Annotated in this window: 25 protein-coding genes; 2 read left to right on the plus strand and 23 right to left on the minus strand. The window is 67.0% G+C overall.

What is annotated here, in order from left to right; all coding sequences use genetic code 11:
- Positions 1-26: 26 nt before the first annotated feature.
- The 8 genes from MRBLWH12_RS09590 to MRBLWH12_RS09625 form a co-directional block, all read right to left on the minus strand.
- Positions 27-1,700 (minus strand): SLC13 family permease, encoded by a 1,674-nt coding sequence (locus MRBLWH12_RS09590; RefSeq protein WP_363548482.1) that lies wholly within the window; start codon positions 1,698-1,700, stop codon positions 27-29.
- The gene (locus MRBLWH12_RS09595) at positions 1,697-2,356 is read right to left on the minus strand and encodes a response regulator transcription factor (RefSeq protein WP_363548486.1); all 660 of its coding nucleotides are present in this window, start codon (positions 2,354-2,356) and stop codon (positions 1,697-1,699) included. The genes MRBLWH12_RS09590 and MRBLWH12_RS09595 overlap by 4 nt, the downstream gene beginning before the upstream one ends.
- A 1-nt stretch (position 2,357) precedes the next feature.
- The gene (locus tag MRBLWH12_RS09600) at positions 2,358-3,920 is read right to left on the minus strand and encodes a sensor histidine kinase (RefSeq protein ID WP_363548488.1); all 1,563 of its coding nucleotides are present in this window, start codon (positions 3,918-3,920) and stop codon (positions 2,358-2,360) included.
- Positions 3,913-4,173, minus strand: a complete 261-nt coding sequence (locus MRBLWH12_RS09605) for a hypothetical protein (protein WP_363548490.1) — start codon at positions 4,171-4,173, stop codon at positions 3,913-3,915. Before MRBLWH12_RS09605 ends, MRBLWH12_RS09600 begins: the two co-directional genes overlap by 8 nt.
- Positions 4,174-4,253: 80 nt before the next feature.
- Positions 4,254-5,051, minus strand: a complete 798-nt coding sequence (locus MRBLWH12_RS09610) for a sulfite exporter TauE/SafE family protein (protein ID WP_363551342.1) — start codon at positions 5,049-5,051, stop codon at positions 4,254-4,256.
- A gap of 63 nt (positions 5,052-5,114) precedes the next feature.
- Entirely contained in the window at positions 5,115-6,662 is a 1,548-nt protein-coding gene (locus tag MRBLWH12_RS09615; RefSeq protein ID WP_341973776.1) for a tripartite tricarboxylate transporter permease, read from the minus strand.
- Entirely contained in the window at positions 6,662-7,225 is a 564-nt protein-coding gene (locus tag MRBLWH12_RS09620) for a tripartite tricarboxylate transporter TctB family protein (protein ID WP_363548492.1), read from the minus strand. The genes MRBLWH12_RS09615 and MRBLWH12_RS09620 overlap by 1 nt, the downstream gene beginning before the upstream one ends.
- A gap of 1 nt (position 7,226) precedes the next feature.
- Entirely contained in the window at positions 7,227-8,246 is a 1,020-nt protein-coding gene (locus MRBLWH12_RS09625) for a Bug family tripartite tricarboxylate transporter substrate binding protein (RefSeq protein ID WP_341973774.1), read from the minus strand.
- Between the two features lie 161 nt (positions 8,247-8,407).
- Between MRBLWH12_RS09625 and MRBLWH12_RS09630 the strand changes: the two genes are divergently transcribed.
- Together MRBLWH12_RS09630 and MRBLWH12_RS09635 are read left to right on the plus strand one after the other, a co-directional pair.
- Positions 8,408-9,643 carry a hypothetical protein gene (locus tag MRBLWH12_RS09630; protein WP_363548494.1) on the plus strand — a complete coding sequence of 412 codons (1,236 nt, stop codon included), beginning with the start codon at positions 8,408-8,410 and terminating at the stop codon, positions 9,641-9,643.
- A gap of 101 nt (positions 9,644-9,744) precedes the next feature.
- Complete coding sequence (locus MRBLWH12_RS09635; RefSeq protein WP_363548496.1) at positions 9,745-11,319, plus strand: AMP-binding protein; 1,575 nt, start codon at positions 9,745-9,747, stop codon at positions 11,317-11,319.
- A 72-nt stretch (positions 11,320-11,391) separates the two neighbouring features.
- Here the strand turns inward: MRBLWH12_RS09635 and rplQ are convergent, their stop codons facing one another.
- The 15 genes from rplQ to rplF form a co-directional block, all read right to left on the minus strand.
- Positions 11,392-12,069 (minus strand): 50S ribosomal protein L17, encoded by a 678-nt coding sequence (gene rplQ, locus MRBLWH12_RS09640; RefSeq protein WP_341973771.1) that lies wholly within the window; start codon positions 12,067-12,069, stop codon positions 11,392-11,394.
- A 34-nt stretch (positions 12,070-12,103) separates the two neighbouring features.
- A complete protein-coding gene (locus tag MRBLWH12_RS09645) occupies positions 12,104-13,093 on the minus strand; it encodes a DNA-directed RNA polymerase subunit alpha (RefSeq protein WP_341973770.1) in 990 nt (329 codons plus the stop codon).
- 121 nt (positions 13,094-13,214) lie between these two features.
- Complete coding sequence (rpsK, locus tag MRBLWH12_RS09650; protein WP_033106075.1) at positions 13,215-13,613, minus strand: 30S ribosomal protein S11; 399 nt, start codon at positions 13,611-13,613, stop codon at positions 13,215-13,217.
- Positions 13,614-13,645: 32 nt separating this feature from the next.
- Positions 13,646-14,020: a 30S ribosomal protein S13 gene (gene rpsM, locus MRBLWH12_RS09655; protein WP_341973769.1), complete on the minus strand. Its 375-nt coding sequence runs from the start codon at positions 14,018-14,020 to the stop codon at positions 13,646-13,648.
- A 131-nt stretch (positions 14,021-14,151) separates the two neighbouring features.
- Positions 14,152-14,268, minus strand: a complete 117-nt coding sequence (gene rpmJ / locus MRBLWH12_RS09660; RefSeq protein WP_005050492.1) for a 50S ribosomal protein L36 — start codon at positions 14,266-14,268, stop codon at positions 14,152-14,154.
- A gap of 68 nt (positions 14,269-14,336) precedes the next feature.
- The gene (gene infA, locus MRBLWH12_RS09665) at positions 14,337-14,558 is read right to left on the minus strand and encodes a translation initiation factor IF-1 (RefSeq protein WP_102191677.1); all 222 of its coding nucleotides are present in this window, start codon (positions 14,556-14,558) and stop codon (positions 14,337-14,339) included.
- A gap of 204 nt (positions 14,559-14,762) precedes the next feature.
- A complete protein-coding gene (locus tag MRBLWH12_RS09670; protein WP_363548499.1) occupies positions 14,763-15,446 on the minus strand; it encodes a DsbA family protein in 684 nt (227 codons plus the stop codon).
- 133 nt (positions 15,447-15,579) lie between these two features.
- Positions 15,580-16,428, minus strand: coding sequence for a type I methionyl aminopeptidase (gene map / locus MRBLWH12_RS09675; protein WP_363548501.1), 849 nt, complete (start codon positions 16,426-16,428; stop codon positions 15,580-15,582).
- 9 nt (positions 16,429-16,437) lie between these two features.
- Positions 16,438-17,034 carry an adenylate kinase gene (locus MRBLWH12_RS09680; protein WP_363548503.1) on the minus strand — a complete coding sequence of 199 codons (597 nt, stop codon included), beginning with the start codon at positions 17,032-17,034 and terminating at the stop codon, positions 16,438-16,440.
- A complete protein-coding gene (gene secY / locus MRBLWH12_RS09685; protein WP_341973765.1) occupies positions 17,031-18,353 on the minus strand; it encodes a preprotein translocase subunit SecY in 1,323 nt (440 codons plus the stop codon). The genes MRBLWH12_RS09680 and secY overlap by 4 nt, the downstream gene beginning before the upstream one ends.
- Positions 18,354-18,456: 103 nt before the next feature.
- Positions 18,457-19,110, minus strand: coding sequence for a 50S ribosomal protein L15 (rplO, locus tag MRBLWH12_RS09690; protein WP_363548506.1), 654 nt, complete (start codon positions 19,108-19,110; stop codon positions 18,457-18,459).
- On the minus strand, positions 19,110-19,295 hold the full coding sequence (gene rpmD / locus MRBLWH12_RS09695) for a 50S ribosomal protein L30 (protein WP_102191670.1): 186 nt from the start codon (positions 19,293-19,295) through the stop codon (positions 19,110-19,112). The genes rplO and rpmD overlap by 1 nt, the downstream gene beginning before the upstream one ends.
- The gene (gene rpsE, locus MRBLWH12_RS09700; protein WP_341973763.1) at positions 19,295-20,011 is read right to left on the minus strand and encodes a 30S ribosomal protein S5; all 717 of its coding nucleotides are present in this window, start codon (positions 20,009-20,011) and stop codon (positions 19,295-19,297) included. Before rpsE ends, rpmD begins: the two co-directional genes overlap by 1 nt.
- On the minus strand, positions 20,008-20,367 hold the full coding sequence (rplR, locus tag MRBLWH12_RS09705) for a 50S ribosomal protein L18 (protein ID WP_017201578.1): 360 nt from the start codon (positions 20,365-20,367) through the stop codon (positions 20,008-20,010). The genes rpsE and rplR overlap by 4 nt, the downstream gene beginning before the upstream one ends.
- A gap of 2 nt (positions 20,368-20,369) precedes the next feature.
- Positions 20,370-20,906 (minus strand): 50S ribosomal protein L6, encoded by a 537-nt coding sequence (rplF, locus tag MRBLWH12_RS09710; protein ID WP_341973762.1) that lies wholly within the window; start codon positions 20,904-20,906, stop codon positions 20,370-20,372.
- Between the last annotated feature and the right edge of the window lie 6 nt (positions 20,907-20,912).

The following is a 20,912-nucleotide window of genomic DNA, read 5'->3' on the forward strand; positions in this document are numbered from 1 at the left end:
TGCGGACCCGGGTGAGGCGCGGATGCTCAGCGCATGAGCGGCATTCCCATCGCCGGCCAGATCCAGAACGCGCAGACCGCGACCAGGGCGAACATCATCGGCGCCAGGACGACGGAGAGCCGTCGCAGGTCGCGCGGTGCGAACCCGCCGGGGACGGCGGCGGGATCGGCGAACATCGCCACCGGTTTGGCCGAACTCGGCAGGGTATGGCAGAAGCCCGCAGCCACCGTCGACGCGAACGCGGCCGCCATGGGCTCGATGCCGAGACCTGGCGCGAGCGCGATCACCACCGGGATGACCGCGGCCGAACGCGCCGACCGCGACGGGATGAGCAGATGCGCGGCGATCGAGAGTCCGATCACCACGAGGATGAAGGCGATGCCCCCGCCCGCACCCAATCCCGCGAGCGGGGCGAGGGCGGACCCGCTCAGCCAGACCGCCGCACCCGTCTCGGTGAGCGCGGATGCCAGCGCGAGCGTCGCGGCGAGGAAGAGGAGCAGCCCCCACGGCACCTTCGCCACAGCCGCGGGAAGACGCGTGCAGCCGATCACCGGCGAGACCGCGGCGACCGCGCCCAGCAGAGCGACGAGTGCCGGGGAGAGCTGATGCAGCGGCTCTGTGCTCCAGAGCACGATCACGCCGGCCAGCAGCGCCGTCGCCCGCCATTCATCGGCCCGCAGCGGCCCGGTCACCGGCATCGGCGCGGTGCGTTCGAAATCGGCGAGGCCGATCCGCAGCCGGCCGGCGCGATCGGGGCGATCGGTGAACCGCCACAGGATGATCTCGCAGGCGAGGTGCGAGGAGATCACCGCCACCGGCAGCCCGAACCACAACCAGCTGAGGAAGGTGAACCCTTCACCGCCGGCGGCGACCAGCAGCTGGTTGGTGATGATGTGCGCGCCGGCCCCGAGGAGGGATGCCGCGGCCGAAAGCAGGATGACCGTCGGGAAGAGCAGCGCGAGCGCCTTCACCAGCTTCTCGCGGCCCGCGAGGACTGCTGCCACTGCAGTGAAGACCGGGATGGCGAGAGCGGCCCGACCGGATGTCGCCGGTACTGCGAACGCCGTGAGGGTGAGGGCGACGGTCGTGAGGTGGAACAGCGCTCGCGGACTGCGCCCCCGACGCAGCAGGTGGGCGGCGCCGCGCATCGCGAGGCCGGACGACGTCACTCCTGCCGCGATCACGAACGCGCCGATCAGCAGCCAGATCGTCGGGTCCCCGAGGGAGGCGAAGAACGTGTCGACCGGGAGCACTCCGGTGGCGATCAAGGCGAGCGCTGCGAGGAGGGCGACCAGGGTGTCGTCCAGTCGGGTCTCGGTCCACGCCCAGACGGCGAGGAGGAACACGGTCACGGTGATGGCGACCGGCACCGTGAGGCCGCCCGCAGCACCGGCAGCGGTGGACACGGGCGCCCCGGCCGCCGACAGGGCCATCGCGGCACCGGCAGCCAGTACGGCGGCGAGCGCCACGAGTGCGATGACGCGACGCATCCGGTCCCGCCCGCCGATCGCCCGGGAACGCGGCGGTGCCGGGCGATCGCGGAGCCGCGGTGCGCGCTCGGGCAGGGAGCGGCCGGCGCCGGGCATCCTGACCGGAGGGATGGTCGCGAAACGCACATGCTTCGGACGCTCGGCCGGCGACTCCAGGATCTCGGGAGTCGTCGAGCCCACGCCGGTTCGGGAGTCGATCAGGGTGCTCATCGCAGTCGATATCCCGCCCCGCGCACGGTCTCGATGCGGTCTGCGCCGATCTTGCCCCGCAACGCCCGCACGTACACGTCCACGACGTTCGACGCGGGGTCGAAATCCATACCCCAGACGTGACCGATCAGCTGGTCGCGGGAGAGCACCTGCCCCGCGTTCTCGATGAACACCTCCAGCAGCGCGAACTCGCGCGAGGTGAGCTCCCGCATCTCGCCGCCCACTGTCACACGACGCGCTCGCACATCCACGTGCACATCGCCGTGTGCGAGCACGGGACCGGATGCTCGGCCTTCTCCGTCTCCGATGCGCAGTCGCACCCGAGCGAGAAGCTCCGCGAACTGGAAGGGCTTGGTGACGTAGTCGTTGGCTCCGCTCTCCAGACCACGGACGGTGTCGATCACCGAGTCACGCGCCGTCAGCACGATTACGGGAGTGCTGACGCCCTCCCCTCGGAGGTGAGCGAGCACGTCGAAGCCGTCCATTCCGCCCAGGCCGATGTCCAGCAGCACCAGATCGAACGTCCCGCCGCGCGCGAGGATGAGGGCCGTCTCGCCATCCGCGGCCTCGGCGGTGTCGTATCCGGCCGCACGCAGACCACGCCGCACGAACGAAACGATGTGCGGGTCGTCTTCCGCGATGAGGATGGTCCGCATCTCAGTTCCTCTCTGCGATGAGCGCCGGCGACCGTTCGCCGCCAGCCGATTCCCGTGCGTCGATCGGCGCCGGGATGTCGATTCCGAAGGTGGCGCCCTCGCCCGGGACGCTGTCGACCCAGGCCGATCCGCCGTGACCGTCCGTGATCGCGCGCACAATGGCGAGCCCGAGGCCCGAGCCATGCCGCCCGACCGTGTCGCCGCGAGCGGAGCCGCGGACGAAGCGCTCGAAGATCCGCTCCGCATCCTCCGCGAGCACGCCAGGGCCGGTGTCCTGCACCCAGAGCCGCAGCAGCCGCTCGGTGCCGTCTCCTTCGAAGCGGGAGCCCATCCGAATGCGGTCGTCCTCATCGGTCACCTGCACCGCGTTGGCCGCGAACTGCAGAACGGCTTGGGTGACGCGCTGCGGATCGAGGCGGACGCTGCCCTCGGCGACCTCCATCAGTTGCCATCGTCGAGCACCGAGCGCCTGCGCCTTCGCCTCGATGTCGAGCGTGAGCGCGGTCACATCACACGATGCGACGCGGACGAAGTCCGGTTGCTGCGCGCGGGCGAGGACGAGCAGGTCGGTGACGATGCGGCTCATCCGATCGAGTTCGTCGCTGATCAGCCGCAGCGTGGCCTTACGCTCCTCAGGGTCGTCGCTGAGCAGTTCCAGGTGGCCGCGAACGATCGTGATCGGGGTGCGCAGTTCGTGACCCGCATCGTCGACGAATCTCTGCTGCGTGGCATGGACGGCCTCGAGGCGATCGAGCATCTGGTTGAAAGTCGTCGCGACGGCCGCGATGTCGTCGCTGCCGTCCACCGGCACGCGGGCGGTGAGATCATGCTCGCCGATGTCGCGCGCGACGCGGTAGACGTCGCGCACCGGCGCGAGGATCTGACCGGCGACGAGCCATGCGACTCCCGAGCTGAGCAGCAGGCCGAGGAGGGCGGCCCAGGCGATCCCGGTGAAGCTCTCGTCGACCTGAGCTCGAGCATCCTGCGTGAACTGCAGGATCATCAGCGTCCCGCCGCTGTCGCCCGACGTGAACTCCAGCCGTCCCCATCGCGCGGGTCCGGTGTCTCCGGTCTCGACGACACCGGATGCCGCATTCGAGTCCAGTAGCCGGTCGACGAGTCCGTCACCGCCCGGCACCTCTGCGGAACCGCCGCTCACCGAGTTCGCTCCCGTGAGGCCGTTCGCCACCGCGACGATCGACCCGTCGACGATTCCGACGACGACCTCGTCGTGCAGCACCTGCCGCGCCACGTATTCCTGCAGGAGCTGCTCCGGCGTGGAGAGCCCCTCCGCACCGGCCTTCTCCGAGAACCGGATGAACTCATCGGCTTCCTGTTCGATCTCGGTGTTCGCCGCCCGCTCCACGCCGGCCACGAAGATGCTGCGGCCGATCATGCCCACCGCGACGAGCGTGACCATCGTGCTGAGGATGATCCAGGCGGTGATCCTCCAGCGGGCGGGCATCGACCGGGCACGCAGGGTGCGCAGCGGAGTGCCCGGTCGGCCGACGCGGACTTCGTCGGTCTCGGCGACCTGGTGCAGGTCGACCAGCGGATCAGTCATCGTCGCCCTCGTCATCGTCGTCGTCGCCGGGAACGCCCGGCGCCGGAGCGGCCGGTGGTGCAGGCGCGGGTTCTACCTGCGGCGCCGACGGGGCCGGAGTGACCGGCGTCGGCGAAGCCAGCTGCACCGTGACCGGCGCGTCCGGCAGCCGCGGAGCTGCGGGCATCTGCGCGTGCGCCACGATGCCCACGGCGAAGGCCACCGGAAGTGCGATCAGAGCGCCCGGGATCAGGATGCGTCGTGCGGAGGTCATACGATCATCCTGCTGGGCGATCATGATGCCTGCATGAGGTGAGGATGAAGATTCCTTCATCCTCGAGCCCGAGTGCGCGCTCAGCCCCGCTTGCGTCCGCGGATGGCCTTCATCGCCATCTGCGCCGCGATCACGACGAGATATGCCGCGAACAGCATGTTGCCCACCGCCGGATCGATGATCGTCGCCAACCACGCACCGAGTGCGGTCGTCGTGCAGGCGGAGGCGCCGATCACTGCCGCGGCGATCAGGTCGACGTTTCGATGCCGGATGTTGCCGACGGTGCCGGAGACGGCCGTCGGGATCATCATCAGCAGCGACGTGCCCTTGGCGACCAGGTCGCTGGTCCCGAACGCCAGCATGAGCACCGGAACGACGATCACACCGCCGCCGACACCGATGAGGCCGGCGAGGAGCCCGGCGCCGACGCCGACGGCGACGAGTGCGATTCCGCTCCACCAGGTGAGCGCGAAGGCGGCGTCTCGAGAAGGGATCACCAGGAACAGGCTCGCGATGACGACGACCAGGAACCCGAAGAAGCCCCACCGCAGCGCCGTCTGCGAGATCCGCGGCAGCAGCCAGGTGCCGATCTGGGCACCCACCACCGCACCGGCCGCGAGGATGATCGCGGGGACCCAGGCCACCGAGCCCGACACCGCATAAGAGACCACGCCGACCGTAGCCGTCGGCACGATCGCTGCGAGCGAGGTGCCGGCCGCGATGCGCTGATCGAACTGCAGAAGCAGCACCAGCAGAGGCACGATGACGGTGCCGCCGCCGACGCCGAAGAGTCCGGAGAGAAGACCGGCGAGCAGCCCGATGACCACGAAAGCCGCGTAGGCCCGAGCCCCGCGGCGCGGCGAAGCTGCGGCATCCATCACGTCTCCAGCCTAGCCCCGCGCGTCCTGCCCTCCCGTCGGGAGGGCAGGACGCGCGACGATTCAGACTTCTGAATCGGCTTTGATCGGCACGGCGATCGACTCGGTCAGCGCCTGTTCGTACCGGCGCTGCCGCCGGCGCAGCCACAGCCCGCCCACGATCAGCAACGCGAGCAGCGCATACGCGATCGCCGCGAACGGCTGCGCGATCAGCGTCGTCACGTCGCCCTGACTCAACTGCAGCGCCTTGCGCAGCTGTTCCTCCCCCATCGGGCCGAGGATCGTGCCCACCACGAGCGGCGCGACCGGGAACCCGTAGCGTCGCATGAAATAGCCGAGCACGCCGATGACCAGCAGGATCAGGATGTCCACGACCGAGAAGTTCAGCGCGAATGCCCCGAAAGCGGCGAACATCAGGATGCCGGCGTAGAGATACGGCCGCGGGATCTGCAGCAGCTTCACCCACATGCCCACGAGCGGCAGGTTGAGCACGATCAGGATGACGTTGCCGATGTAGAGGCTCGCGATCAGCGCCCACACCAGGGTGGACTGGCTCTGGAAGAGCATCGGCCCCGGCTGCAGCCCGTAGGACTGGAACGCGGTGAGGATGATCGCGGCCGTCGCCGTCGTCGGCAGGCCGAGCGTCAGCAGGGGGACGAGCACGCCGGCGGCCGCCGCGTTGTTCGCCGACTCGGGACCTGCGACGCCCTCGATCGCCCCATGACCGAACTCCTCCTTGTGGCGAGAGAGCTTGCGCTCCGTCGCGTACGAGAGGAAGGTCGCCACATCCGCACCACCCGCGGGGATCGTGCCGATCGGGAAGCCGATCGCGGTTCCGCGCAACCACGGCTTCCACGAGCGGCGCCAGTCATCCCTGGTCATCCTGTTGCTCCGGCCGCGGGTGACGGGAATGACGGAGACGCCGCCGTGGCGCAAGCGCGCGGCGATGTACAGCGTCTCCCCCACCGCGAACAGGCCGACCGCGATGAGCACGACATCGATGCCGTCCGACAGCGGAAGCAGCCCCAGCGTGTAGCGCTGCTGACCGGACAGCGTGTCCGTGCCGACGAGGCCGAGGAAGAGGCCGACGCCGAGCGACAGCATTCCACGCGACACCGACGATCCGATCAGTGCGCCGACCGTGATGAACGCGATCACGATCAGGGCGACATAATCCGCAGGCCCGAGGTTCACCGCGAACTGTGCAAGGACCGGTGCCAGCAGCGTCAGCCCGACGGTCGCGAGCGTGCCGGCCACGAAGGATCCGAGGGCGGCCGTGGCGAGCGCCGCGGCGCCCCGCCCCAGCTTCGCCATCTTGTTCCCCTCGATCGCGGTGACGATCGAGGCCGATTCCCCTGGGGTGTTCAGCAGGATGCTGGTGGTCGAACCGCCGTACATTCCGCCGTAGTAGATGCCGGCGAAGGTGATCAGGGCGGCCGCCGGATCGAGAGTGTTGGTCAGCGGCAGCAGCAGCGCCACCGTCATGGCGGGACCGATACCGGGGAGCACGCCGACGGCGGTGCCGACGAGCACGCCGAAGAAGGCGAAGGCGAGGTACTGCGGCTGCAGAGCGGTCGCGAAGCCCTCGAGGAGCAGAGTCCAGCTGTCCATCAGAACATCCTTCCCAGCCACTCGAGCGCCGGGCCCCAGGGCAGCGACAGCCCGAGCAGGCCACCGAACACGATCTGGATGACGAGGGCGAGCCCGGTCCCGATGAGGAGCGCCATCCACCAGCGCTTGGCCCCGAGCGACCACGCGACCCCGCCGAAGAGCAGAGCGGCTGCCGGAACCCAGCCGATGGGTTCGATGAGCAGCAGGTGCGCCACGACCAGACCGGCGATCTTGAGCAGGGTGAGCCAGTCGGTCGGCAGGCTCTGATCGATGTCCTCACCGCCTTCCGGCACGCCGCGCTGTCCGCGGAGGATGCCGACGAGCACCGCCACCGCGGAACCGAGCAGGATCACGGCGACGAAGATCGGAAAGACCCGCGGCCCGACGTGCGCGCCGACCGGGACGTGGATCGCGAAGACGCCCACGAGGGCGAAGACGCCGAGCGCGACCATGAGTGCGGCGAAGACGAGTTCGCCGATCGGGAGGGAGGCGACGAGCCGTACGGGCCGGTTCGTACCGGCCCGTACGCTGTCGGGTCCCGTTCCCGGAGACCCCGTGGTCATGTCAGCCGACCAATCCGATGTTCTTCAGGGTCGCCGTGACTTCCTCGATGTTGCCGGTCAGGAAGTCATCGAACTCCGCCCCGGTGAGGAAGGCGTCGGCCCATCCACGGGTCTCCAGCTCTGCGGCCCATGCCTCGGAGTCGTGCAGCTCGGTGACGATCCGCTCGAGTTCGGCGCGGCTGGCGTCGTCGATTCCTCCGGGTGCGATCACTCCGCGCCAGTTGGTGAGCACGACGTCGTAGCCGGCATCCGTGATGGTGTCCACGTCTGGGAGCTGCTCGACGGGCTTCTCGGATGAGACCGCGAGCGCCTTCATGGTGCCGGCCTCGATGTGCTGCAGGAACTCGCCGACGCCGGAGATGCCGGCCGCGACCTTCCCACCGAGGATCAGCGTCGTCGCCTCGCCACCGCCGGAGTTCGGCGTGTAGTTGAGCTTCTCAGCGATCTCGGCTCCATCGAGCCCGGCCGCCTCCAGCATGAGTCCGGCGAGGATGTGGTCGGCGCCGCCGGCGGAGCCGCCCGTGATGGTGATCGCCTGCCCCTTGTCGACGATGTCCTCGACCAGGTCCTCGAGCGTGTCGTATTTCGAGTCGGCTGGTACGACGACGACCAGTGGCTCATCGGTCAGCCGGGCGATGGGCGTCATGTCCTCGATCCGCACCGCAGAGGCGTTCGTCTCCACGGCGCCGACCATGACCAGGCCCATCACCATGAGCGTGTTCGGGTCCTTCTGGTTGGCGAGCTGTGCGAGTCCGACGGTACCGCCGGCGCCGCCGACGTTCGTGACCGGTGCCGAGTCGACGATCTTCTCGCCCGTCAGCAGCTCCGACATGGCGCGGCCGGTCTGGTCCCAGCCTCCGCCCGGATCTGCGGGGACCACGATGGAGACGTCGGTGATCGATACCGCCTCTTCGGGTCCTTCTTCATCGGCGGCAGGTGTCGTCCCGCCGGCACAAGAGGTCAATACCAGGGCTGTGGCTGTGGCGAGTGCGGCCAGGATGCCGGTGCGTGTCTTCTTCATGCGCTCCTCCTTGAGCGTTCGTGATTGCTGTCCGCAACCGTAAGAGGGCGGATGCTGCTGCTCAAGCTTCGGAAACCATTGGTCCCGCTTTCGGAACTATTGGTCATCGACGGACATCTCCAGACCTCGCGAGCGCCCCGGCACCGCGCGACAATGGTCAGGTGGCTTCGAAGATGACGCTCCGCGTACAGCTGCTCCTGCTCCAGGCGCTGATCGTGTTCCTGGTGACCCTGGCGACCGGCATCGTGGCCGGAGCCTTCCAGGAGAATGCGCTCCGGGAGGCCTACAAGGAGCGGATGCAGGCGGTGGCGCAATCGGTCGCCTCGCTGCCGACCGTTCTCGATGCGTTCGATGACATCGACCCGTCGGCCGCCATCCAGCCCGTCGCCGAGGTCATCCGTGAGGCGTCCGATCTCGCGTACGTCGTCGTGGCCAATGCCGACGGCATCCGCTATTCCCACCCGAATCCCGACCGCATCGGCGAGGAGGTGTCGACCGATGCGTCCGTTCCGCTCTCCGGTGAGATCTACGTCGGCACCCAGACCGGCACGCTCGGCACGTCGTGGCGCGTGAAGGTGCCGATCCGCGATGAGGACGGCGACGTCATCGGCACGGCATCGGTCGGCATCCTCGAATCGGAGTTGAACGCCGAGTTCCTGAGCAACCTCACGTGGCTGATCTCGGCGATGCTCGCCGCCGCCGTGCTCGGCGTATTGGGATCGGCATGGGTGACCTCCGTCATCCGGCGCCGGATCTACAGTCTGGAACCCCACCAGATCGCCGCGCTCGTGAAGAATCAGGAGACCACCCTGCACCGCCTCAGCGAGGGCGTGATCACGGTCAGCGCTGAGGGCCGCGTCACGCTCGTCAACGATGCGGCCGCGAGGTTCCTCGGCAGGGATGCCGTGGACATCACCGATGCGGATGCCGACAGCGTGCTGGGCGACGAACTGATGGCGGTTCTCCGCGAAGGCGAGCCCGCAGGACGGCCTGTGATCGTCGGCTCGCATGTACTCGTCGCCCGCAGCACCGGCAGCATCGTCGACGGCGAGGGCGTCGAGGCGACGCTGCTGCTGCGCGACCACACCGAACTGCACGATGTCGTGCGCAGGGTCGAGACGGCCGACGCGATCATCGCGTTCCGTCAGCGGTTCGGGGTGCCCAAGGGACTCAGCGCCGAGACGCTGGAGCGGGTCGTGTCTGCGCTCTCCGCTCGGCCGAATGCCTCGGCCAGCGAAATCGGCGAGGACGTGCAGATCTCCCGAGTGAGCGCCCGTCGCTACCTGGAGCATCTCGCCGGCTCCGGCCGCGCGCTCCGTGCGCTCGACTACACGACCAAGGGGCGTCCGAGCACGCGCTACCGCGCGCATGAGGCAACGGACGTCCGCCCCCTCTGATCGGGTCGCCGGAATGACCCTTGGGACGCAGTGTCGATCTATGCGACACTGAATCGCATCGTCGGAGAGGTCCGTCGTTCGGTTCGGTCAAAGGAGATCACATGCATCGCAGTTCGTTCCCCGACGTGGACATCCCCGATGTCTCCGTGTACGACTATCTCTTCGGAGACCTGGAGGAGTCGCGACTGGATGCTGTCGCCATCGTCGACGGAACCAGTGGCGGGGAGACCTCCTATCGTCAGCTGATCGGTCAGATCGACCTCTTCGCGGGTGCACTCGCTGCTCGCGGAGTCGGAGTGGGCACCACGATCGGCCTGCTCTGCCCGAACATCCCCGCCTTCGCCACCGTCTTCCACGGCATCCTGCGGTCCGGCGCAACCGCGACGACCATCAACTCGCTCTACACGCCGGAGGAGATCGCCAATCAGCTCGTCGACGCAGAGGCGACCTGGCTTGTCACCGTCTCGCCACTACTGGCCGGCGCGAAGGCAGCGGCCGAGAAGGTGGGCATGGATGCGGATCACGTGATCGTGCTCGATGGCGCCGAGGGCCATCCGTCTCTCCCTGCCCTTCTCGGTGAGGGCCAGGGCGCACCGGAGGTGACCTTCGATCCGGCCACGCATCTCGCCGTTCTGCCGTACTCCTCGGGAACGACCGGCAGGCCCAAGGGCGTCATGCTCACGCACCGCAATCTCGTGGCGAACGTCGCGCAGTGCCGCCCCGTCCTGAGCGTGGATGAGACCGACCGACTACTCGCCGTGCTCCCCTTCTTCCACATCTACGGGATGACCGTACTTCTGAACTTCGCGCTGCGGCAGCGCGCGTCCCTGGTGACGATGCCGAAGTTCGATCTGCCCGAGTTCCTCCGCATCATCAGCGAGCATCGCACGACCTGGGTCTTCGTCGCCCCTCCGATCGCCGTGGCCCTCGCGAAGCATCCGATCATCGACCAGTACGATCTCTCCGCCGTCGATGTGATCTTCTCGGGCGCCGCGCCGCTGGACGGCGCCCTGGCTGCTGCCGTGGCGAACAGACTCGGCTGCACGGTCGTCCAGGGCTACGGCATGACCGAGACCAGCCCGGCGGTCACCCTAATCCCCGCAGAACGCCACGACGTCGACAAGTCGTCGATCGGCCCGCTCGTCCCGAACACAGAGGCGCGGCTCGTCGATCCCGAATCGGGAGCAGACGTCCCAGCCTCTGCCGACGGAGTCAGCGCACCCGGCGAGCTGTGGGTGCGCGGGCCGCAGGTGATGAGCGGTTACCTCAATCGCCCCGAGGCCACAGCCGAGATGCTCGACGCCGACGGCTGGCTGCACACGGGCGACGTGGCGACGGTGTCCGCCGACGGCATCTTCCGGATCGTCGACCGCCTGAAGGAGCTCATCAAGTACAAGGGGTACCAGGTCGCGCCTGCGGTTCTGGAAGCCGTGCTCCTCGAGCATCCGGCCATCGCCGATGCCGCCGTCATCGGGGCACTCGACAGCGACGGGCAGGAAGTGCCGAAGGCATTCGTCGTCGTGCAGCAGGGCGCGGAGATCGACGCGGATGCGGTGATGGCTCACGTCACGGCGAAGGTCGCACCGCACGAGAAGGTACGCCAGGTGGAGTTCATCGATGCGATCCCGAAGTCCGCTGCCGGGAAGATCCTGCGCAAGGACCTTCGCGCCCGCTGACTCGCGCCACGAACGCGAAGAAGCCCGCCGACCCCGAAGGGTGGGCGGGCTTCTCCGTTGTGAAGCGGTGGCTTACTTGCCGGCCTCGACGAAACCTGCGGCTTCAGCGGCCTCAGCGGTGCGGAACCACACCTCGGCGACGGTGGCGTCGTACCACTGGCCATCGGGGCGGTGGAACTTCATCGAGTCCTTGTTGCCCTTGATGTCGAAGCCCTCGGGAGCGGAACCGTCTTCGAGCGGCTCTGCCGAGTCGTCACCGAACTCCGCGGCGGCGAACGCGGCAGGAGCAGCGGTCTCCTCGGCGGCCTCCTCGACGGGGGCCTCCTCGGCCGGCTTCTCCGCAGCCTTCGGGGCAGCAGCAGCCTTCTTGGTCGACTTCGCCTTCGGGGTGACGGGCTCGAGAACGAGCTCGATCACAGCCATCGGAGCGTTGTCGCCCTTACGGTTGCCGACCTTCGTGATGCGGGTGTAGCCGCCCTCACGGTCTGCAACCAGCGGCGCGATCTCAGCGAAAAGGATGTGTACGACTTCCTTGTCACCGATGACCGACAGCACGCGACGGCGTGCGTGCAGGTCGCCGCGCTTGGCGAAGGTGATGAGTCGCTCGGCGAGCGGACGAAGGCGCTTGGCCTTGGTCTCGGTCGTCTTGATCGACTTGTGGGTGTAGAGCGCCGCCGCGAGGTTGGCAAGCATCAGGCGCTCGTGTGCGGGGCCGCCTCCGAGGCGGGGACCCTTGGTGGGCTTAGGCATAGTTGACTAACTCCTGGTCAGAATTTCGGGAAGGTCAGAAGGACTCGTCTTCGCTGCCGCCGTAGAAGTGGGCGCCGTCGAAACCGGGCACCGAATCCTTGAGCGACAGACCGAGCGAGATGAGCTTGTCGCGCACCTCGTCGACCGACTTCTGGCCGAAGTTGCGGATGTTCATGAGCTGCGTCTCCGAGAGGGCGACGAGCTCGGACACCGTGTTGATGCCTTCACGCTTGAGGCAGTTGTACGAGCGGACCGACAGGTCGAGGTCTTCGATCGGCATGGAGAGCTCGCTGGAGCTCACCGCCTCGACCGGCGCCGGGCCGATCTCGATGCCCTCGGCCTCGACGTTCAGCTCGCGGGCGAGACCGAACAGCTCGGTGAGCGTCTTCGCGGCCGACGCGACAGCGTCGCGCGGAAGCATCGAGGACTTGGTCTCGACGTCGAGGATGAGCTTGTCGAAGTCGGTGCGCTCACCGGCACGAGTCGCCTCGACCCGGTAGCTGACCTTCAGGACCGGCGAGTAGATCGAGTCGATCGGGATCTGACCGGCCTCGGCGTACTCGTTGCGGTTCTGCGTCGCCGAGACATAGCCACGGCCGCGCTCGATCGTGAGCTCGAGTTCGAACTTCGCGGTGTCGTTCAGGGTCGCGATGACGAGCTCGGGGTTGTGCACCTCGACACCGGCCGGAGCCGAGATGTCTGCAGCGGTCACTTCGCCAGAACCGGTCTTGCGCAGGTATGCCGTGATGGGCTCATCGCGCTCGCTCGAGACGACGAGCTGCTTGATGTTGAGGATGATCTCGGTGACATCCTCCTTCACGCCGGGGATGGTGCTGAACTCGTGCAGCACACCGTCGAGGCGAACGCTGGTGACAGCGGCACCGGGGATCGACGACAGCAGGCTGCGACGCAGCGAGTTGCCGATCGTGTATCCGAAGCCGGGCTCCAGAGGCTCGATGATGAACCGGCTCCGGTTCTCGACGATCTTTTCCTCGATGAGTGTGGGACGCTGTGCAATAAGCACTCTGTGTTCCTTTCGATCACATGACCGCTATATGACATGTGGTGGGTGAGGTCTTTAGTTGAATCAGTGCCCGCACGCGGGCATGACGAGGGATGCCGAAGCATCCCTCGTCATTGCCGGATCAGACGCGGCGGCGCTTCGGCGGACGGCAGCCGTTGTGAGCCTGCGGCGTCACGTCCTGGATCGAGCCGACCTCGAGGCCGGCAGCGGTCAGCGAGCGGATCGCGGTCTCGCGACCGGAGCCCGGACCCTTCACGAAGACGTCGACCTTCTTGACGCCGTGCTCCTGCGCCTGACGAGCAGCCGACTCGGCGGCCATGCCGGCCGCGTACGGGGTCGACTTGCGCGAGCCCTTGAAGCCCACTCCACCGGACGATGCCCAGCTGATGACAGCGCCGGACGGGTCGGTGATCGAGACGATCGTGTTGTTGAACGTCGACTTGATGTGGGCCTGGCCCAGCGCGATGTTCTTCTTTTCCTTGCGGCGCGGCTTGCGCGCGGCGGCCTTGGGTGCAGCCATGAAAGTGTTCTCCTAGTCCCTGGGGCCGCTGCTTAGCGGGCCTTCTTCTTGCCTGCGACGGTGCGCTTCGGGCCCTTGCGGGTACGGGCGTTGGTCTTGGTGCGCTGACCACGGACCGGGAGACCACGACGGTGGCGGATGCCCTCGTAGGAGCCGATCTCGACCTTGCGGCGGATATCTGCGGCGACCTCGCGGCGCAGGTCACCCTCCACCTTGTAGTTGCCTTCGATGTAGTCGCGGAGAATGATCAGCTGGTCATCGCTGAGGTCCTTCACGCGAATGCTCTCGTCGATCTCAGTTGCCTTGAGGATCTCGACAGAACGGGTACGGCCAACGCCGTAGATGTAGGTAAGGGCGATCACCACGCGCTTATCGCGCGGGATGTCAACGCCGGCAAGACGTGCCATGCGACTCTCCTGAGTGTTGTAGAGGTGTGGAGCAGGATCGGTGCCCGGGCCTCTGCCCCGAGGTGTCCCCCGCTTGCGCGGGTTCTGATCCTGCCTGTTGTGTATTCAGTTGTGCTGGGGGATCTGAAAGATCAGCCCTGACGCTGCTTGTGGCGCGGGTTGCTCTTGCAGATCACCATGACGCGGCCGTGACGGCGGATCACCTTGCAGTGATCGCAGATGGGCTTGACGCTGGGGTTGACCTTCATGATGTTTCCTGTTCGCTGTCTTCGTACCGACCCCGCTCCGCGGAATCAGGCCGTTACTTCTCGACCGATCAGCGGTAGCGGTAGACGATACGACCGCGCGTCAGGTCGTAGGGGCTGAGCTCCACGACCACGCGGTCCTCGGGGATGATGCGGATGTAGTTCTGCCGCATCTTTCCGGAAATCGTTGCAAGGACCTTGTGCCCGTTGGCGAGCTCAACGCGGAACATCGCGTTGGGCAGCGCCTCGGAGATCACGCCCTCGATCTCGATGACACCGTCTTTCTTAGCCATAGCCTCGCTGACGCTTCTGCAGACCGGTCGATCTGCGGTGGGTGATTGGATATTGATGCTTCGCCGATTCAGACACGCCGAATCAAGGCGCAAGGCACCAAAGATCCATGGTATCTGACGGCGGGGCATCCGGCAAATGCGGACACCCCGGCGTGGGAAAGGCGGACCCGCGCTGTGCGGGCCCGCCCTCCTCGCGTCTGTTGATCAGCCGATGCCAAGGAGCTTCGCGAGTTCCGCGGCTCCGCCGGCCTGCAGGTCGAGACGCTCTCCGTTGATGGTGACCGTCGGCGTGCTGATGCCCTGCGGGCCCGGAGGCGTCTCGGGCGTTCGGTCCGCGACGAAGTCGCTGAAGGTGCCGTCCGCGATGCAGTCAGCCGCTCCAGCGGACCCCGCCTGCTCAGCAAAGGCCGCGAGTTCGTCATCCGTCAGACCGGTGGAGTTCTCCGCCGGCTGGTTCGCGTACAGAAGGTTGAAGAAGTCCAAGAAGGCGTCGGGAGCGTCTTCCGCGACGCAGTACGCCGCATTCGCTGCCCGCGTCGAGTAGTTCGTGTTCTGCGACAGGCGGTCGAGAATCGAGATCGGGTGGATGTTGAGGGTGATCTCATTGTCCGCCGCTGCGCTCTGAAGCTGTTCGCCGAACTGACCCTCGAAAGCGTTGCAGGCGGGGCACATGAAGTCGACGTACGTGTCGACGACATCCTCGCCGGTGCCGAAGGAGATCGCGCCGGTCTCCTCGTTGACGATGTCGCTCTTCGGAGCGGCACCAGGAGCGGTGGCCATGTTGTTCAGGAAGACGACGAGGCCGCCGAGTCCGACGAGGACGACGACCACGGCGATCGATATCCAGATGGCGAACCAGTTGGTGGTGTTGCCCTTCGCAGCGGCCATTGCGTTCCGTTTCTCTCGAGGCTCGCCCGAAGCGCGAACCCGACTGAAGTCTCCGTGCGCAGCGCGCACCCTACGATCTTATTTTGCCCGGCGCGCCTATGCGCCTCTTGTGAGCGCCTGGAGCTGCGCAGTTCTAGGCGACGGGCACCGGAGTGACGCCGAACGGCGCCAGCCCCTCAGCGCCGCCATCAGGCGCCGTCAGCACCCAGATGCCACCGTCGTGCACAGCCACGCTGTGCTCCCAGTGCGAGCCGTCGGTGCCGTCGATGGTCGAGACGGTCCAGTCATCATCCTCGACGAACGTCATCTCTCCGCCGGCGGTGACCATCGGCTCGATGGCGACGACCAGGCCCGGCCTCACCTCGGCACCGGGATCCGGCGTCCGGTAGTTGAACACGCTCGGCGCCTCGTGCATCTTGCGCCCGATGCCGTGTCCGACGTACTCGCGGAGGATGCCGTACGGCTCCCCCGTCACCGCAGAGGATCCCTGCGCCTCGATGTAGTCCTGAATGGCTGCGCCGACGTCGCCGAGGTGCGACGCCGTCGCCATCGTCGCGATACCCGCCCACATCGACCCCTCGGTGACGCGCGAGAGCTCCTCGCGCTGCGCGACGAGATCGGCGCGCGACGGGTCGGGGATCACGACGGTGATCGCGCTGTCGCCGTTCCAGCCCTGGAACTGCGCCCCGCAGTCGACCGAGACGATGTCACCCGGCTGCAGCACGCGGTCGCTCGGGATGCCGTGCACGACCTGCTCGTTCACGGAGACGCAGATCGTGTGATGGTATCCGCGGACCAGTTGGAAGTTTGACTCGGCCCCGCGCTCGAGGATCGCACGGTTCGCCGCCGCGTCGAGCTCGAGGGTCTTCACCCCGGCGCGGATCAGGGGGCGAATGGCATCCAGCGCTGCTGCCGTGATCAGTCCAGGCTCCACCATGGCCCGAAGCTGGGTGGGAGTCTTGTAGATCGACCGGCGGAACATCGCGTCGGCTCAGACCGCGACGCGCAGGCCGCGCGCGTCCAGCGCGGCGACGATGCGCTCGGTGATCTCGTCGAGCGACCCGACACCATCGATGCGGTCGACGATGTTCTTGTCGCCGTACGCCTCGAGGATCGGAGCGGTCTCGCGCTCGTAGATGTCCAGACGATGCGCGATCGCATCTTCCGTGTCATCCGAACGCCCCTGCTCGCTCGCCCGCAACCGCAGGCGCTCCATGCTCTCGTCACGCGGAACATCCAGCAGGATGACCGCGTCGAGGGACTCGCCCCGGTCGCTCAGGAATGCATCCAGGTGCGCCACCTGCGCCGTGTTGCGCGGGTAGCCGTCGAGGAGGAATCCGTGCGCAGCATCGTCCTGCGAAAGACGGTCACGGACGATCTCGCTCGTCAGCTCGTCCGGGACGAGGTCGCCCTTGTCGAGGATGGCCGTGACCTGCTGGCCAAGGGGCGTTCCCGCCTTGATGTTCGCCCGGAAGATGTCGCCGGTGGATACGACCGGGATTCCGTAGGACTCGGCGATGCGCACGCCCTGCGTGCCCTTGCCGGAACCCTGCGGGCCGACGATGAGGAGACGAGCGGATGCTGTCATCGGAGGAGCCCTTCGTAGTGTCGCTGCTGCAGCTGCGCGTCGATCTGCTTGACCGTCTCGAGACCCACACCGACGATGATGAGGATCGATGCGCCGCCGAACGGGAAGTTCTGGTTGGCGCCCACCGTGGCCAGGGCCACGAGCGGGATCAGAGCGATGAGACCCAGGTAGAGGGAGCCAGGCAGCGTGATGCGGGTGAGCACGTAGTCGAGGTACTCGGCGGTCGGACGTCCGGCGCGGATGCCCGGGATGAACCCGCCGTACTTCTTCATGTTGTCCGCGACCTCGACCGGGTTGAACGTGATCGCCACGTAGAAGTAGGTGAAGCCGATGATCAACAGGAAGTAGACAGCCATGTAGAACGGCTGGTCGCCCGTGGCGAAGTGCGTCGAGATCCAGGTCACCCAGGCCGGCGGCGCTGAGCCGTCCTGCGGGGTGTTGAACTGCGCAACCAGCATCGGGATGTACAGCAGCGAGGAGGCGAAGATCACGGGGATCACACCCGCCATGTTCACCTTGATCGGGATGTACGTGTTCGTGCCGCCGTAGGTGCGGCGTCCGACCATTCGCTTGGCGTACTGCACCGGGATGCGGCGCTGCGACTGCTCGACGAAGACCACGAGACCCATCACCACGATGCCGACGGCGAGGACGAGGAGGAAGACCTCGAAGCCACGCGACTCCCAGATCAGCCACATCGCGGACGGGAACGTCGCTGCGATCGAGGTGAAGATCAGCAGGGACATGCCGTTGCCGATGCCGCGCTCGGTGACGAGCTCGGCGAACCACATGATGAGGCCGGTTCCGGCGGTCATCGTCATGATGATGAGCAGCTGCGCCCACCACACGTCGTTGGTGAGCAGGTTCTGGCACGCCGCGATGTCGGTGTTGCCGAAGAGCTGGCCGCTGCGTGCCACGGTGATCAGCGTCGTCGACTGGAGCAGCGCGAGCGCGATCGTGAGGTAGCGGGTGTACTGGGTCAGCTTGCCCTGACCGGCCTGGCCCTCTTTGTGCAGCGCTTCGAAGTGCGGAATGACCACGCGAAGGAGCTGCGTGATGATCGTCGCCGTGATGTAGGGCATGACGCCCAGCGCGAAGATCGAGAGCTGCAGCAGCGCGCCACCCGAGAAGAGGTTGACGAGCCCGAGCAGTCCATCGGCGCCGGCGTTCTCGGCGAGGCACTCCTCAACGTTGGGGAAGTGCACGAACGGGGCCGGGACGTTGGAGCCGAATCGGTAGATGGCGATGATCGCCAGTGTGAAACCGATCTTCCGTCGCAAGTCGGGCGTGCGGAAGATCCGCGCGATAGCGCTAAACAAGGGCGTTCCTCCTGAAAAGGTTGCCGCCCCTGCAGGGCGGCTGAAAGACCAGGGTAACCCACAAGAGGGGCCGGAGAATTCTCCGACCCCTCTTGTGCACTGGCTACTTGACGGATCCGCCCGCAGCCACGATCTTCTGCTCGGCAGAACCCGAGACCTTGTCGACCGTGACGGTGAGCTTGACGGCGATGTCGCCGTCTCCGAGAACCTTGACCTTCTCGTTCTTGCGAACAGCACCCTTGGCGACCAGGTCGCTGATGGTGACGTCGCCACCCTTGGGGTACAGTTCCGCGAGCTTCTCCAGGTTCACGACCTGGTACTCGACGCGGAACGGGTTCTTGAAGCCGCGCAGCTTCGGGGTGCGCATGTGCAGCGGCATCTGCCCACCCTCGAATCCGACGCGCACGGTGTTGCGGGCCTTGGTGCCCTTCGTGCCGCGACCGGCGGTCTTGCCCTTGGAGCCCTCACCGCGACCGACACGGGTCTTCGCGGTGTTGGATCCGGGGACCGGACGCAGGTGGTGCACCTTCAGCACGCCGGGGCGGGATGCCGGAGCATCCTTCGCCGGCGTTGCCTTCTTGGCGGCGGGCTTCTTCGCTGCAGGCTTGTCAGTCGCAGCGTCGGCGGCAGCGGACGTAGCCGGCGCCTTCTTCGCTGCAGGCTTCTTAGCCGCGGGCTTCTTCTCAGCAGCAGCCTTGGGAGCGGCAGCCTTCTTCGGGGCCTTCTCGGCCTCGACGGCGTCGTTCTTCTCAGCCATTAGTCGATCTCCTCAACCTTGACGAGGTGTGCGACGGTCTTGACGTATCCGCGATTCTGCGCGTCGTCGGGGCGAACGGTGCTGTCACCGATGCGCTTAAGACCGAGGCTGCGCAGCGTGTCACGCTGGTTCTGCTTCTCGCTCACCTTGGACTTGATCTGTGTGACCTTCAGCCGGGCGGCCATCAGGCACCTACCTTCTGTGCGGCGATGGCCTCGGCCTCCGCGCGGACAAGACGCGCCGGGGCGACCTGGTCGAACTCGAGGCCACGACGTGCGGCGACCGCACGGGGTTCCTCGAGCTGCTTCAGGGCCGCGACCGTCGCGTGCACGATGTTGATCGTGTTCGACGAACCGAGCGACTTCGAGAGCACGTCGTGGATACCGGCGCACTCGAGGACGGCGCGAACGGGGCCACCGGCGATAACACCGGTACCACCCGAGGCGGGGCGCAGGAGCACCACACCAGCAGCGGCCTCACCCTGCACGGGGTGCGGGATGGTGCTGCCGACGCGCGGAACGCGGAAGAAGTTGCGCTTGGCCTCTTCGACACCCTTCGAGATCGCCAGGGGGACCTCGCGGGCCTTGCCGTAGCCGACGCCGACCAGACCGTTGCCGTCACCGACGACGACGAGAGCGGTGAAGCTGAAGCGACGACCACCCTTGACGACCTTCGAGACGCGGTTGATCGTGACGACACGCTCCAGGAACTGGTTGTCGCCGCGGTCACGCGAGTTGCGGTCACGACCGCCCTGGTTGCGCTCGCCACGACCGCCGCCACGGCGACCTTCGCGAGCGGGCTCCGCCTGCGTCGTGCCGGCAGCCGTCTCGGAGACGACAGCAGCCGTCTCGGGAGCGGCAGCAGCCGTTTCGGTCACTTCGTTCTCCTTGTTGTCACTCACAGTGCCAGCCCCCCTTCACGGGCGCCATCGGCGATGGCAGCGACACGACCTGCGTAGCGGTTGCCACCACGGTCGAACACCGCCTCGGAAACGCCGGCAGCCTTCGCACGCTCGGCGAGAAGCTCGCCGACCTTGCGGGCCTTGGCGGTCTTGTCACCCTCGAGCGAGCGCAGGTCGGTCTCGAGCGTCGATGCCGACGCCACGGTGTGACCCTTGCTGTCGTCGACGAGCTGCACGAAGACGTGGCGAGCCGAGCGGTTGACGACGAGACGCGGACGCGCCTCGGTGCCGACGACCTTCTTGCGAAGGCGGGCGTGACGACGCGCGCGGGCGTCAGACTTTGACTTGAGAGCCATGGTTACTTACCACTCTTTCCGGCCTTGCGACGCACGATCTCGCCGGCGTAGCGCACACCCTTGCCCTTGTACGGCTCGGGCTTGCGGATCTTGCGGATGTTCGCAGCTGCCTCGCCGACAGCCTGCTTGTCGATGCCACTCACGGTGACCTTGTTGGTGCCTTCGACCGTGAGGGTGATCCCGGCGGGCGGGTCGATCAGGACCGGGTGCGAGAAGCCGAGGGCGAACTCGACCGAGCTGCCCTTCTGCGCCACGCGGTAACCGGTACCGACAACCTCAAGACCCTTGGTGTAACCCTGGGTCACGCCGATGATGTTGTTGTTGATGAGCGTGCGGGTCAGGCCGTGCAGCGACCGGGACTCACGCTCGTCGTCGGGACGGGTGACCAGAACCTGGCCCTCCTCGACCGCGACCTCGATGGGGTTGGCGACCGTCAGGGTGAGCTCACCCTTGGGGCCCTTCACCGCGATCTCACGGCCGTCGACCGAAACGGTCACGCCCGCGGGAACCTCGATGGGAAGTCGTCCAATACGCGACATGATGAA

This window comes from Microbacterium sp. LWH12-1.2, assembly GCF_040675825.1.
Lineage (GTDB): Bacteria > Actinomycetota > Actinomycetes > Actinomycetales > Microbacteriaceae > Microbacterium.

Bases quoted from the DNA above. Each gene is read 5' to 3' on its own strand.
- MRBLWH12_RS09610 (WP_363551342.1), bottom strand. From the start codon at position 5,051: ATGGATGCCGCAGCTTCGCCGCGCCGCGGGGCTCGGGCCTACGCGGCT.
- map (WP_363548501.1), bottom strand. From the start codon at position 16,428: ATGTTCCGCCGGTCGATCTACAAGACTCCCACCCAGCTTCGGGCCATG.
- MRBLWH12_RS09670 (WP_363548499.1), bottom strand. From the start codon at position 15,446: ATGGCCGCTGCGAAGGGCAACACCACCAACTGGTTCGCCATCTGGATA.
- MRBLWH12_RS09615 (WP_341973776.1), bottom strand. From the start codon at position 6,662: ATGGACAGCTGGACTCTGCTCCTCGAGGGCTTCGCGACCGCTCTGCAG.
- rpmJ (WP_005050492.1), bottom strand. From the start codon at position 14,268: ATGAAGGTCAACCCCAGCGTCAAGCCCATCTGCGATCACTGCAAGGTG.
- MRBLWH12_RS09635 (WP_363548496.1), top strand. From the start codon at position 9,745: ATGCATCGCAGTTCGTTCCCCGACGTGGACATCCCCGATGTCTCCGTG.
- MRBLWH12_RS09590 (WP_363548482.1), bottom strand. From the start codon at position 1,700: ATGAGCACCCTGATCGACTCCCGAACCGGCGTGGGCTCGACGACTCCC.
- MRBLWH12_RS09680 (WP_363548503.1), bottom strand. From the start codon at position 17,034: ATGACAGCATCCGCTCGTCTCCTCATCGTCGGCCCGCAGGGTTCCGGC.
- infA (WP_102191677.1), bottom strand. From the start codon at position 14,558: ATGGCTAAGAAAGACGGTGTCATCGAGATCGAGGGCGTGATCTCCGAG.
- MRBLWH12_RS09595 (WP_363548486.1), bottom strand. From the start codon at position 2,356: ATGCGGACCATCCTCATCGCGGAAGACGACCCGCACATCGTTTCGTTC.
- rplF (WP_341973762.1), bottom strand. From the start codon at position 20,906: ATGTCGCGTATTGGACGACTTCCCATCGAGGTTCCCGCGGGCGTGACC.
- rpsM (WP_341973769.1), bottom strand. From the start codon at position 14,020: ATGGCACGTCTTGCCGGCGTTGACATCCCGCGCGATAAGCGCGTGGTG.
- rplQ (WP_341973771.1), bottom strand. From the start codon at position 12,069: ATGCCTAAGCCCACCAAGGGTCCCCGCCTCGGAGGCGGCCCCGCACAC.
- rplR (WP_017201578.1), bottom strand. From the start codon at position 20,367: ATGGCTCTCAAGTCAAAGTCTGACGCCCGCGCGCGTCGTCACGCCCGC.
- MRBLWH12_RS09600 (WP_363548488.1), bottom strand. From the start codon at position 3,920: ATGACTGATCCGCTGGTCGACCTGCACCAGGTCGCCGAGACCGACGAA.
- MRBLWH12_RS09620 (WP_363548492.1), bottom strand. From the start codon at position 7,225: ATGACCACGGGGTCTCCGGGAACGGGACCCGACAGCGTACGGGCCGGT.
- rpmD (WP_102191670.1), bottom strand. From the start codon at position 19,295: ATGGCCGCCCGGCTGAAGGTCACACAGATCAAGTCCAAGGTGAGCGAG.
- rplO (WP_363548506.1), bottom strand. From the start codon at position 19,110: ATGGCTGAGAAGAACGACGCCGTCGAGGCCGAGAAGGCCCCGAAGAAG.
- MRBLWH12_RS09625 (WP_341973774.1), bottom strand. From the start codon at position 8,246: ATGAAGAAGACACGCACCGGCATCCTGGCCGCACTCGCCACAGCCACA.
- MRBLWH12_RS09605 (WP_363548490.1), bottom strand. From the start codon at position 4,173: ATGACCTCCGCACGACGCATCCTGATCCCGGGCGCTCTGATCGCACTT.
- rpsK (WP_033106075.1), bottom strand. From the start codon at position 13,613: ATGGCTGCACCCAAGGCCGCCGCGCGCAAGCCGCGCCGCAAGGAAAAG.